This window comes from Psychrobacter sp. CoH-33_TS_01, assembly GCF_058189395.1.
On sequence record NZ_JBVGQI010000002.1, the window covers coordinates 213,786 to 227,220 of the forward strand.

The window sequence follows — 13,435 nt, forward strand, 5'->3', positions numbered from 1 at the left end:
ATAAATAGCCAATCATATTTGACAAATTGCTAAATATTTCCAATCATTATTTTGTAGCGCTTTTTTAGTGGCCAAACTGTGTTGGTTTGGGTTGGTTAACGCCTATTAGCGATTGAGTAGCTGCTAGTAAGTTAATAGTGGCTAGTAATTTAATAGCGAAGAAGTACTATTTGCCCTTTACTGTAAGTTTAAGTCAGTGATGACTTGCCCAAATATAAATAGCGTTACTAAGTTAAGCATTAAATAGCAGCAACGAGCGTAAAGAATAGCGGATTTAGCAAAGCAACACGCGCGGGTAGGACAGTTGCTGTCATATAGATGAATTAACGATAGGTTACCGATAGCCTACATTAAACGGTATCCACAGCCTTTAAAATTAACACATTCATTTTTTTTAGAAAACTTAAGCAAATTTATAAAACTAAGCAAACCTTCTCTTCACTCAATTCAAATAGAAACTACTATGACTACGATCACTAATGACGTCGGAACGTCTGTCCTTACTGAGCTGTCAGCAGATAATGCCAGTTATATAGAAGCCCTCTACGAACAATACCTAGTCGACCCGGACAGTGTCGATGCCCAATGGCAGAGCTACTTTGAGCAATTCAAAAGCGAAGATGATGCGCTGCATAATGCGATTCAAGAGCAGTTTTTACTGCTAGCGCGCAATCAAACCGCCAATAAGGGTAGTGCTCCAGCAGCGGATGCTAATGCAGCAGACTGTGCTGATCCCAAGCAAATGGGCGTACAAAAACTTATTTCTGCCTATCGCCGCCGTGGCCATCGCCGCGCCCAATTAGACCCTTTAAAACTGCATCCACGTGCAGAAGTCGAAGATTTGAAACTTGAGTTTCATGGTCTGTCTGAAGCCGATTTAGATACCGTTTTTCCAACGAGCGATTTAAACATCGGTAAGGCGCAAGCCCCTCTACGTGAAATCATCGAAATTATGGAGCGCGTTTATTGCCGCCATATCGGTGTGGAATATATGCACGTTACCTCGTTTGAAGAAAAACAGTGGATGGAGCAATACCTAGAAGAAAACCTAGGCTACATCAAGTTTGACGACGAGAAAAAACGCGCCATTTTAGAGCGTTTAACCGCAGCTGAAGGCTTAGAGAAATATCTTGCCCGTAAATACACTGGGGTAAAACGTTTCGGTCTAGAGGGCGGTGAAAGCTTTATCCCGGCTATCAACGAATTGATTCAACGCGCGGGTAGTGTTGGTACCAAAGAAATGGTTATCGGCATGGCTCACCGTGGTCGTCTAAACCTATTGGTCAATATCTTAGGTAAGAACCCAGCCGATTTGTTTGACGAATTTGACGGTAAGATTCAGCCTACCAAAGGTTCAGGCGATGTCAAATACCACAACGGTTATTCGTCTAACGTAATGACCCCAGGCGGTGAGGCGCATCTAGCTTTGGCCTTTAACCCCTCGCATCTTGAGATTGTCTCGCCAGTATTAGAAGGTTCGGTTCGTGCTCGCCAAGTCCGTCGTAATGACACAACCGGTGAAGTCGTCTTACCTATCGTGATTCACGGTGATGCGGCCTTTGCGGGTCAGGGCGTAGTACAAGAAACTTTCCAAATGTCACAAACTCGTGCTTATACCACGGGTGGCACGCTGCACATCGTTATTAACAACCAAGTGGGTTTCACGACTAGCCGTCAAGAAGATGCCCGTTCTACAGAATACTGTACTGACGTGGCAAAAATGGTGCATGCGCCTATCTTGCACGTGAATGGTGATGATCCAGAGTCTGTGGTATTCGTTGCGCAGTTGGCCTTAGATTATCGTCAGAAGTTCCATAAAGACATCGTTATCGACTTGTTCTGCTACCGTCGTAACGGTCATAACGAAGCCGATGAGCCGTCAGCTACTCAGCCATTGATGTATTCAGTCATCAAAAAGCTGCCTTCAACCCGTGCTATATACGCACAAAAATTGTTGGAAGAAGGCGTCATCGAAGCCGCTTTTGAACAGCAGCTTGAAGATGAGTATCGCGAATCTTTAGACAAAGGTGAATACGTGGCCAGCGCTTTAGTGCGTGAGCCGAATAAAGACCTGTATGTCGATTGGTCAGCCTATTTAGGCCATGAGCTTAAAGACGAGTGGGACACCAGCGTTGATATCGAAAAGCTAAAAGCTTACGGTCGCCGTATGGCTGAATTGCCTGAAGGCTATAAGCTACAGCGTCAAGTACAAAAAGTCGTCGAGCAGCGTCTGGCCATGCAAACTGGTGAAGAGCCACTGAACTGGGGTGCCGCTGAAACTTTAGCGTATGCCACTTTAGTTGAAGAAGACTATTTAGTCCGTATTACTGGTGAAGACGTAGGTCGTGGTACTTTCTCCCATCGCCATAGCGAACTTTATAACATGACGGATGGCAGCATGTATGTGCCGTTGGCGCATATGAGCGACACTCAAGCACGCTTTGCTACCTATAACTCGCTATTGTCAGAAGAAGCGGTGCTAGCCTTTGAATATGGCTATGCCACGACGGTACCGAAAGCCTTAGTTGTTTGGGAAGCCCAGTTTGGTGACTTCGTCAACGGTGCTCAAGTCGTTATCGACCAGTTTATCTCTAGTGGTGAGACCAAATGGCAGCGCGTCTGTGGCCTCACGATGTTATTGCCGCATGGCTTTGAAGGTCAAGGTCCTGAGCATTCATCAGCCCGCCTAGAGCGTTTCTTACAGCTGTGTGCTGAAGACAACATGCAAGTCATCACACCAACGACGCCTGCACAAATATACCATGCGTTACGCCGTCAAGCGGTTCGTCCTATCCGTAAGCCTTTGGTGGTTATGTCACCGAAGAGTCTATTGCGCCATAAGTTAGCCACTTCTAATTTGGAAGAGTTAGCCAATGGTAAGTTTGAGACGGTATTGCCGGAAGTCGACGCTCGTGATAATGACAAAGTGACCCGTTTGGTCCTGTGTGGTGGTAAGGTTTATTACGACTTGCTAGAGCAGCGTCGTGAGCTAGGTCTTGAGCACGTGGCTATTGCCCGTATCGAGCAGCTGTACCCACTACCTGAAAAGCGTCTGATGGAAGAGTTTGAAAAATATCCAAACCTCGAAGAAATCGTTTGGACGCAAGAAGAGCCACTGAACCAAGGGGCTTGGTACTATTTAGCACCGCATATGTTCCGTATTGTCGTGCCGCATCCAACCCGTGCGAAAGTTATGGACCCGGTAGCTCGTCCACCTTCTGCCGCACCAGCTACGGGTTCGCCGAAGATTCACGCTCAACAACAACGTGATTTGGTCGCGGGTGGCCTAGGGGTCAGCGTAGACCAGCTGGTATAAGCATAGAGTATTGTTATAAGCGTACAAGCAGCGGCCGTTACGGTCGCTGTTTATAACGCCATCATTTTTAAGACCTAAGATCGAAGTAAAGAATTTACTGTATTTAAGCTAGTGAGCTGTTTCTTCATTATGGGTACGTTTAATAAGCTTTTATAAAGCCTTTAAGCCGTATTTATAACTACTTATTAAAAGTACAGCAGCCTACTGCCGCCTCTATCGCCTATAAGAATTTATATCATAAGGAGTACTTCCATGGCTGAAATTAAAGCCCCCGTCTTTCCAGAGTCAGTCGCTGACGGTACGATCGTTGAGTGGCATGTTAGCGAAGGCGATCAAGTTAATCGTGATGACGTCCTAGCAGAAATTGAAACTGATAAAGTAGTATTAGAAGTTGTTGCTCCAGATAATGGTGTCGTTACCAAAATTGTTAAGCAAGTAGACGACGTGGTTTTATCTGACGAAGTTATCGGTGAGTTTGAAGCCGGTGCTACCGCTAGCACTGATGCTCCTGCCGCTGCTAAAGAAGACAGTGCAGAAGCCGCTCCTGCACAAGCTGCGGATGGTGGTGAGCCAAAACAAGCTGCTGCACCAAGCGACAGCGAGCAAGACCATAAAGACCAAAGCCCAGCAGTCCGTAAAGCGGCGAAAGAGTCTGGTGTTGATCCAAAAGCAGTCGAAGGCAGTGGCCGTGATGGTCGTGTGACTAAGTCTGATATGGCCAGTCCAAAATTAAAAGCAGACCCTTCTATCAAGTCAGATAGCGGTCGTCCGGTCGCAGAATCTGTAGGCGAGCGTACTGAAAAACGTGTACCCATGACTCGTCTACGTAAGCGTGTGGCTGAGCGTCTATTGTCAGTAACGCAAGAAACGGCAATGTTGACCACGTTTAACGAAGTGAACATGAAGCCATTAATGGACATGCGCGCTAAGTATAAAGACCAATTTGAGAAGCGTCATGGCACGCGTCTTGGCTTTATGTCTTTATTTGTGAAAGCCGCGACTGAAGCGCTAAAACGTTTCCCAGCCGTGAACGCATCTATCGACGGTGATGACATCGTTTATCATGGTTACTACGATATTGGTGTTGCCGTATCTTCAGACCGTGGTTTATTCGTACCGGTGCTACGTGACACAGATCGCATGAGCATGGCTGACGTTGAAGGCGGTATCCGTGAATTTGCGGGTAAAGCTCGCGATGGTAAGTTATCGCTTGATGACATGACTGGTGGTACTTTCACTATCACTAATGGTGGTGTGTTTGGCTCATTAATGTCAACGCCTATCCTAAACGCTCCACAAACGGCTATCTTAGGTATGCACGCTATCAATGAGCGTCCTATGGCTGTCAACGGCGAAGTGGTTATCTTGCCAATGATGTACCTAGCCCTATCTTATGACCACAGAATGATTGATGGTAAAGATGCGGTACAATTCTTGGTCACTATTAAAGAATTGGTCGAAGACCCCACCTTATTACTACTTGACCTATAAGGTCCTAAGGCTTGTATCGGCGACAATCGATACAAGCTTTTTGCATTAATGCGGGTTCAATTATTTTTTATTCTTATTAATAATAGGTAGAACTATGAAAGATAGTTATGATTTAGTCGTTATTGGCGGTGGTCCTGGTGGTTATGAAGCCGCTATTCGTGCCGGCCAATTGGGTATGAGCGTTGCTTGTATCGAAAAACGTGTTTATAAAGGCGAGCCTGCTCTAGGCGGTACTTGCTTAAACGTTGGTTGTATCCCTTCAAAAGCCTTGCTAGACAGCTCACATCGTTACGAGTCTGCCAAGCACGAGTTGGGCGACCACGGTATCACTACTGGTGATGTCAACATCGATATCGCCAAAATGCTTGAGCGTAAAGAAGGCATCGTGAAACAACTTACTGGCGGTGTCGCTATGTTGCTAAAAGGCAATGGCGTAGACTGGCTACAAGGCTGGGGCACATTGCTTGACGGTAAAGGCGATGAAAAGAAAGTCAAATTTACTGCGCTTGCCGATGAAGCTGAAACTACAATCACTGCTAAATACGTTATCTTAGCAGCGGGTTCAGTACCGATTGATATCCCAGTGGCTAAAACTGACGGCGAATATATCGTTGATTCAACCGGAGCCTTAGATTTCACTGAAGTACCTAAGCGTCTAGGCGTGATTGGTGCTGGTGTTATCGGTCTAGAGTTGGGTTCAGTTTGGCGTCGTCTAGGGTCTGAAGTGGTGGTGTATGAAGCCCTGCCAGAATTCCTAGCTGCTGCTGATAAAGAAATCGCTAAAGAAGCCGGCAAAATCTTGAAAAAACAAGGCTTAGACATTCGCGTTAATACGAAAGTCACCAACGCTGAAGTCAAAGATGGCCAAGTGGTTGTGACTAGCGAAAAAGGTGGCGAAGCTGCTGACGAGACTTTCGATAAATTAATCGTGTGTGTCGGTCGCCGTGCTTACTCTGAAAAATTATTAGCGGATGACTGTGGTATCCAATTGACTGAACGCGGTCTAGTGGACGTCAACGAGCAGTGCAAAACCAATTTAGATGGCGTCTATGCTATCGGTGACTTGGTTCGTGGCCCAATGCTAGCGCATAAAGCGATGGAAGAGGGTATGATGGCGGTCGAGCGCATCCATGGTGAAAAACCACAGGTCAACTACGATACTATCATCAACGTCATCTATACCCATCCAGAAATCGCATGGGTTGGTCTGACTGAGCAAGAAGCACAAGCCCAAGGCTTTGAAGTTAAGACTGGTTCATTCAGTCTAGCGGCCAATGGTCGTGCCCTAGCGCAAGGCGAAGGTCAAGGTTCAATCAAAGTGGTTGCCGATGCGAAAACAGACCGTTTACTCGGTATGCATGCCATCTCAGCCGGTGCGGGCGATATCGTCCACCAGGGTATGATTGCGATGGAATTCGTCTCTAGCATCGAAGATCTACAGTTAATGACGTTTGCGCATCCAACCATCTCTGAAGCCGTCCATGAAGCCGCACTATCTGCTGATGGCCGTGCTATCCATGCGATTCAGCGCAAAAAACGTAAATAGTTTTATAAGTAGCTACTGGCTATCCTCTATAATGACGCTTCATTATAGCGCCAGTAGTGCTTTACGTATGTTCTAGTCAATGAACCTATTGATTTAACGTGTTATTGCTTACTCCTGACCCAGCAGCCAGATAACTAGGTTACGATTTAGGTAGCCGCTGCTGGGTACGGATGGTAATTTATTATTCTGCTTAATTTTTATAAGTGAATCAGAGGCTATAGAGCTGTCATTGGGCCTGGTGATTGGGCCTAGGGTATAAGGCTGTGCCAATCGGTTAATTAGCGGCTTTGTTAATTAGCCGAGCTAATAGCAGTCAACTGCCCATAAGCTCTGCATTAATCTGACTTCGCTTGTGTTAACAATAAGGAAATAGTCCATGAATTTACATGAATACCAAGCTAAAGAATTGCTAGCAAGCTATGGCTTGCCAATCCAAAAAGGTATCATTGCTTATAGCGGTGACGAAGCCGCTGCTGCTTTTGATAAGACGCCAACTGATATGGCCGTTATCAAAGCACAGGTACATGCTGGTGGCCGTGGTAAGGCTGGCGGTGTAAAGATTGCTAAGACTCGTGAAGAAGCTAAGCAAATCGCTGAAGAATTGATCGGTACTAACCTAGTAACGTATCAAACTGATGCTGAAGGCCAACCGGTTAAATTCGTCCTAGTTGCGGAAGACATGTACCCAGTACAAACTGAATTGTACCTTGGTGCTGTGGTTGACCGTGCTACTCGCCGTGTAACCTTCATGGCCTCTACTGAAGGCGGTGTTGAGATTGAAAAAGTGGCAGAAGAAACGCCAGAAAAAATCTTTAGCATCACTGTAGATCCTTTAGTAGGTCTGCAGCCTTACCAAGCACGCGAAGTTGGTTTTAAATTAGGTCTAGAAGGCAAGCAAATCAATCAGTTCGTAAAATTGATGAGCGGCGCTTACCAAGCCTTTATCGACAATGATTTTGAAATGATCGAAATCAACCCACTAGCCGTGCGTGAAAATGGCGAATTGGCTTGTGTTGATGGCAAAATCGGTGTGGATTCAAACGCCCTATATCGTCTACCAGAAATCGCTAAATTGCATGATCCTTCACAGGAAAATGAGCGTGAGCTAAAAGCAGCTGAATTTGATCTGAACTACGTTGCTCTAGAAGGCAACATCGGTTGTATGGTCAACGGTGCTGGCCTTGCTATGGCCACCATGGACATCATCAAACTATACGGCGGCAAGCCAGCTAACTTCCTAGACGTTGGCGGCGGGGCTACTAAAGATCGCGTTGTTGAAGCCTTCAAAATCATTTTAGAGGACAGCAGCGTAGAGGGTGTTCTAATCAACATCTTCGGTGGTATCGTACGTTGTGACATGATTGCTGAAGCTATCATCGCAGCTGTTAAAGAAGTCGACGTAAAAGTACCTGTAGTCGTGCGTCTGGAAGGTAACAACGCTGAGTTGGGCGCTGAGCTACTAGAAAAGTCTGATGTGAAAATCATCTCAGCTCAAGGCCTATCTGACGCTGCACAGAAAATTGTTGACGCCGTTAAAGCTTAATTAATAGCGATTTTTCATACTGGTGCGGGCCCTTAATTAGTAGGGTCACGCATTCTTGAAGTCACGCTATTAACAGAATATATAAGCCTCGACCGAGATCATGGCGGGGCAACCAATTAGGAGTAATAAATGAGTGTATTAATCGACAAAGACACCAAAGTATTGGTGCAAGGTTTCACCGGTAAAAACGGTACTTTCCATTCTGAGCAAGCGATCGAATACGGCACCAAAGTAGTCGGCGGCGTAACCCCAGGTAAAGGCGGTCAAACGCACCTAGGTCTACCAGTATTCAACACGATGTCTGAAGCTATGGCAGCTACTCAAGCTGACGCTAGTGTTATCTACGTACCTGCACCCTTCGTACTAGATTCAATCATCGAAGCAGTAGACGCTGGTGTGAAGCTAATCGTGGTCATCACTGAAGGCGTACCTACGCTAGATATGTTGAAAGCGAAACGCTACATCGAAGAAGCTGAAGGCGTAAGAATGGTTGGTCCTAACTGCCCAGGCGTCATCACGCCAGGTCAGTGCAAAATCGGCATCATGCCAGGCCACATCCATTTACCAGGTAAAGTAGGCATCATCTCACGCTCTGGTACTTTGACTTATGAAGCAGTAGCTCAGACTACTAAGCTTGGCTTTGGTCAGTCGACTTGTATCGGTATCGGTGGTGATCCAATCCCAGGTATGAACCAGATTGATTGCTTGAAATTGTTCCAAGAAGATCCACAAACGGAAGCTATCGTCCTAATCGGTGAGATCGGTGGTACTGCTGAAGAAGAAGCGGCTGCTTATATCAAAGAGCACGTAACTAAACCAGTTATCGGCTACATCGCTGGTGTTACTGCCCCTAAAGGTAAGCGTATGGGCCATGCTGGCGCCATCATCTCTGGTGGTCAAGGTACTGCTGAAGAGAAATTCAAAGCGTTTGAGGATGCTGGTATCGCTTACACGCGTGATCCATCTAAGATCGGTGAGAAATTGAAAGAAGTTACTGGTTGGTAATCACAACCATTAAATAGTACCGTTAAGGTAATAGTGCCTTGATATTCCGATGAAAACACCCCTATAATTATGGGGTGTTTTTTTACAATATAATTGATTTAAATATATGCTTAGGTGAAACTGATGTTTGAAAATTCAACAATCTTAGTGACAGGTGGAACAGGTTCTTTTGGCCACAAATTCATCCCAATGACACTTGAAAAGTATAATCCTAAAAAAATTATTATATTTTCGCGTGACGAAATGAAGCAATGGGAAATGGCTAAGCTTTTTGAAGGCGATGATAGAGTAAGATTTTTTATTGGTGATGTTCGCGATAAAGAACGTTTGTATCGTGCTCTAGATGGCGTAGATTATGTTGTACATGCTGCAGCAACTAAGATTGTACCTACAGCAGAATATAATCCATTTGAATGTGTTAAAACTAATGTGCATGGCGCTATGAACCTAATTGATGCTTGCATTGATAAATGTGTCAAAGGAGTTGTTGCTCTTTCTACTGATAAAGCAAGCAGCCCTATTAATTTATATGGCGCTACTAAGCTTACCTCTGACAAGCTTTTTGTAGCAGGTAATGCCTATAGTGGACAGCATAATACAAAATTTAGCGTTGTTCGCTATGGTAATGTTATGGGTTCACGTGGCTCTGTAATTCCTTTCTTTTTATCAATCCGAGAGAAAGGTGAATTACCAATTACTGATGAACGTATGACGCGATTTATGATTACATTAGAACAAGGCGTAGAATTAGTATGGCATGCTTTTGAAGATATGGAAGGTGGCGAGATATATGTTAAAAAGATCCCTTCTATGAATATTATGGATGTGGCAAAAGCAGTTGTTCCTGAGGCTACTACTAAAGTTATTGGTATTCGCCCGGGAGAAAAACTCCATGAACAAATGATTGGTGCTGAAGATTCTTACTATACCTATGAATATCCTGAACATTTCAAAATTCTTCCTACCATTAATAACTGGGGACATTCACCTGAACGAGTAAAAGATGGTAAATTAGTACCAGAAGGTTTCGTATATTCTAGTGATAACAATACAGAATGGATGCCAATTCAAGAACTTGAAGAATGGGTAGAAGATAATAAGAATAAGATTGGTAAAATATAATGAATTTTATACCATACGGTCGTCAAAATATTACAGAAGAGGACATCAACGCTGTAGTTGATGTTCTAAAGTCTGACTTCTTGACACAAGGACCTAAAGTACCAGAGTTTGAGCAGGCAATTAAGGATGAATGTGATGTAGATTATGCACTAGCAATGAACAGTGCAACTTCAGCTTTACATGTGGCTTGTTTAGCTTTGGGAGTGCAAGAAGGAGACATCGTATGGACAACTCCTATCACTTTTGTAGCTTCAGCTAATTGTGCACTATATTGTGGAGCCTCAATTGATTTTGTAGATATTGATCCTAAAACCTATAATATATCAATTCTTGCTCTGAAAAATAAGCTTGAGGATGCAAAACAGCAAGGTCAACTGCCAAAAGTAGTGATTCCTGTCCATTTATGTGGTCAATCCTGTGATATGGAGAGTATCTATCATCTATCGCAAGAGTATGGCTTCTCAATTATAGAAGATGCATCTCACGCTATTGGCGGAAAATATAAAGGGAAGGCAATAGGTAATTGTGCTTATTCTGATATAACCATCTTTAGTTTTCATCCTGTTAAAATTATTACTACAGCTGAAGGTGGTGTAGCCACTACTAATAATGCCGATTTATCTCAAAAAATGGACTTATTACGTAGTCATGGTATTACTCGCAACTCTGAGTTAATGACTAATGACCCCGATGGTCCCTGGTATTATCAGCAGATTGAGTTAGGATTTAATTATCGAATGACCGAAATGCAGGCAGCACTAGGAGTTTCGCAAATTAAGAGACTAGCTGATATTACAAGTGCACGCCATGAGATTGCAAAAAGGTACAATATGCTTTTAGAGAGCATTCCTGTAGTGATACCCTATCAATTACCAGATAGTTATTCAGGATTGCACCTTTATGTGATACGTCTCAAGCTTGAGAAGATCGACAAGTCTCACCTAGAGATTTTTGAAGCTTTGCGAGCAGCAAATATAGGAGTAAATTTACATTATATTCCTGTTCATTTACAGCCTTATTACCAAGAGAATTTTGGTTTTAAAGTAGGAAATTATCCTGAGGCTGAAGCTTATTATTCTACAGCTATTAGTTTGCCCATGTATCCTGATCTTACTGAGGAGCAGCAGCAATACATTGTTGATTCTTTGAAGAGTATCTTAAAAAATGACTAACGTAGCCGTTATACCAGCTCGTGGTGGTAGCAAACGCATTCCTCGCAAAAATATTAAAGATTTTTATGGCAGTCCTTTAATTTCATATTCTATAAAAGCGGCTATAGATAGTAATTGTTTCGATAAAATTATTGTTTCTACCGATGATGAAGAAATAGCTGAAATAGCGCTTAGATATGGGGCCGAAGTTCCTTTTATTAGAAATAACGAACTTTCTAATGATTTTACTGGTACGACGCCTGTTATAAAAGACGCCATTGATAGGTTGAATATAAACGATTTAGAGCATGTTTGCTGTATATACGCCACTGCGCCTATGTTGGACTCTATATATATTCAAAAAGGTTTAGAAGCTCTGAAAGGAAATAAAGGATTGCACTATGCCTTTAGTATAACAAGCTATGCCTTTCCTATTCAGCGTGCCATTACGTTATCTTCTGATAGTCATGTGTCAATGATTAACCCTGAAAATTTAAAAGTTCGTTCTCAAGACTTAGAAGAGTGTTGGCATGATGCTGGACAGTTTTACTGGGGAACAAAGGAAGCATGGGAACACGATTTACCTATTTTTGATAATCACTCTATTGGGATAAAAATACCACGCTATCTTGTTCAGGATATTGATACGCTAGAAGATTGGGAGACAGCAGAATTGTTATACAAGGCTTGGAGTAATAGTTGAAAACAGTAGGTTTTAGAGTAGATGTAGCTACTCATATAGGTACAGGTCATCTACAACGATGTATTACATTAGCCAAAGAGTTTAAAAAACTTTCAATAGATAGTATTTTTTTTGTCAGAGAGTTTGATGAAAGTTTTTTTAAAATTATTGTAGATTCTGATTTTCGATATAAAGTTATTGGCAATGCGAGTGTAACAAAAATTTCTGAAAATCATTGTGAGTGGTTAGGAGTATCGCAACAGCAAGATGCTGAGGATTTTTTGCATTCAATTTCAAACTCCCCTATAAACGCACTCATCATTGACCACTATTCTATTGCTTACATTTGGCAAGATATCGTGAGGAAACATCATTTATTTCCTATTGTAATAATTGATGATTTAGCAAATCGAGTTCATCATTGTGATTTACTTATCGACCAAAACCTTTGGCCTAAAATGCAAGATAGATATGATGATTTAATACCTTTAGGATGCTTACGGTTATTAGGACCTGAGTATGCTTTATTAAAACCTCAATTTCATAAATTACGTAAATTAACGTCCCAAAATAAACATGAATCAAAAAAAGTATTAGTTAATTTTGGTGGAGTAGGTAATATTGATTTATGGTGTAAAGTGATTCCTGCTTTAATAGATAGTAATAAATTCAATTTCCATATTATTACGGGTAAGTTACCTAGTAATGATTATAAGATATTATCAAATTTAGTTTCAGATTCAACACATATTTATATTGAGGAATCAACTAGCCAGATGGCTGAACTTATGAGTAAAAGTAATTATTGTTTAGGTGCGTGCGGTTCAACAGTGTGGGAAAGATTCTGTCTTGGTATAAATTCTGCCTTAGTAGATATTGCTGATAATCAAACGGAACTAGTTAATTATTTGTACCAACAAAATCTTATCGATTATCTCGGAAATCTCCAATCTATCTCTTATTCTTCTGTCTATAATTTTCTGCAATTCTTAGAAATCAATGACGAAACATATAATAACCGCAGATACAAAATTATGTCACTTGTAGATGGCTTTGGAGCAAAGAAGGTGGCTGCCAGTATTATAAATATTACATAGCATTTCTACATTACATAGAGGGCAGTGAGCAATGATTTTGGTTCCTATATCAGAAAAAGATAAAGAGTACTTGTTTGATTTGCAGAATATAAATGGGATTAGAAACTATGCGTTAAATACTAAATATCCTACTGCTGAAGAACATAATATATGGTTTTCTAGCAAACTTAATAGTCTAGATACAGAAATATATAAAATTAATGCGGAAGACTCTACAATTGGCATTATTAGAGTAGATAAGCAGATTAAAAATATTAGAGAATGTGTAGAAATATCATTAACTATAGATCCAAGTTATTCAGGTAAAGGTTATGCTAAAGAGGCGATTTCCAAAGTAGTTAATCAGACTAATTTTTGTATATACAATGCAGTGATTCATAAAGATAATATCGCTTCTATCAAGGCTTTTTTAGCTAATAGTTTTAAAAAAGTAGGAATTTACCAAGGTGATTTTGAAACCTACGAATTTATTAAGGAATAGA

General features: G+C 42.1%; 10 protein-coding genes. All 10 read left to right on the forward strand.

Going from position 1 to position 13,435, the window contains the following annotated elements; genetic code table 11:
* Nucleotides 1-463: 463 nt before the first annotated feature.
* Nucleotides 464-3,316, forward strand: a complete 2,853-nt coding sequence (locus tag ACZ2XM_RS04035) for a 2-oxoglutarate dehydrogenase E1 component (protein WP_490587100.1) — start codon at nucleotides 464-466, stop codon at nucleotides 3,314-3,316.
* 252 nt (nucleotides 3,317-3,568) lie between these two features.
* Nucleotides 3,569-4,807, forward strand: coding sequence for a 2-oxoglutarate dehydrogenase complex dihydrolipoyllysine-residue succinyltransferase (odhB, locus tag ACZ2XM_RS04040; protein ID WP_490587101.1), 1,239 nt, complete (start codon nucleotides 3,569-3,571; stop codon nucleotides 4,805-4,807).
* A gap of 94 nt (nucleotides 4,808-4,901) precedes the next feature.
* On the forward strand, nucleotides 4,902-6,353 hold the full coding sequence (lpdA, locus tag ACZ2XM_RS04045) for a dihydrolipoyl dehydrogenase (RefSeq protein ID WP_490587102.1): 1,452 nt from the start codon (nucleotides 4,902-4,904) through the stop codon (nucleotides 6,351-6,353).
* A gap of 376 nt (nucleotides 6,354-6,729) precedes the next feature.
* Nucleotides 6,730-7,896: an ADP-forming succinate--CoA ligase subunit beta gene (sucC, locus tag ACZ2XM_RS04050; protein ID WP_490587103.1), complete on the forward strand. Its 1,167-nt coding sequence runs from the start codon at nucleotides 6,730-6,732 to the stop codon at nucleotides 7,894-7,896.
* Between the two features lie 129 nt (nucleotides 7,897-8,025).
* Nucleotides 8,026-8,901, forward strand: a complete 876-nt coding sequence (sucD, locus tag ACZ2XM_RS04055; protein WP_490587104.1) for a succinate--CoA ligase subunit alpha — start codon at nucleotides 8,026-8,028, stop codon at nucleotides 8,899-8,901.
* Between the two features lie 123 nt (nucleotides 8,902-9,024).
* On the forward strand, nucleotides 9,025-10,023 hold the full coding sequence (pseB, locus tag ACZ2XM_RS04060; protein WP_490587105.1) for a UDP-N-acetylglucosamine 4,6-dehydratase (inverting): 999 nt from the start codon (nucleotides 9,025-9,027) through the stop codon (nucleotides 10,021-10,023).
* Nucleotides 10,023-11,195 carry a UDP-4-amino-4,6-dideoxy-N-acetyl-beta-L-altrosamine transaminase gene (gene pseC / locus ACZ2XM_RS04065; protein ID WP_490587106.1) on the forward strand — a complete coding sequence of 391 codons (1,173 nt, stop codon included), beginning with the start codon at nucleotides 10,023-10,025 and terminating at the stop codon, nucleotides 11,193-11,195. Before pseB ends, pseC begins: the two co-directional genes overlap by 1 nt.
* On the forward strand, nucleotides 11,188-11,877 hold the full coding sequence (gene pseF / locus ACZ2XM_RS04070) for a pseudaminic acid cytidylyltransferase (protein WP_490587107.1): 690 nt from the start codon (nucleotides 11,188-11,190) through the stop codon (nucleotides 11,875-11,877). The genes pseC and pseF overlap by 8 nt, the downstream gene beginning before the upstream one ends.
* On the forward strand, nucleotides 11,874-12,953 hold the full coding sequence (pseG, locus tag ACZ2XM_RS04075) for a UDP-2,4-diacetamido-2,4,6-trideoxy-beta-L-altropyranose hydrolase (RefSeq protein WP_490587108.1): 1,080 nt from the start codon (nucleotides 11,874-11,876) through the stop codon (nucleotides 12,951-12,953). The genes pseF and pseG overlap by 4 nt, the downstream gene beginning before the upstream one ends.
* A gap of 31 nt (nucleotides 12,954-12,984) precedes the next feature.
* On the forward strand, nucleotides 12,985-13,434 hold the full coding sequence (locus ACZ2XM_RS04080) for a GNAT family N-acetyltransferase (RefSeq protein WP_490587109.1): 450 nt from the start codon (nucleotides 12,985-12,987) through the stop codon (nucleotides 13,432-13,434).
* Nucleotide 13,435: the final 1 nt, after the last annotated feature.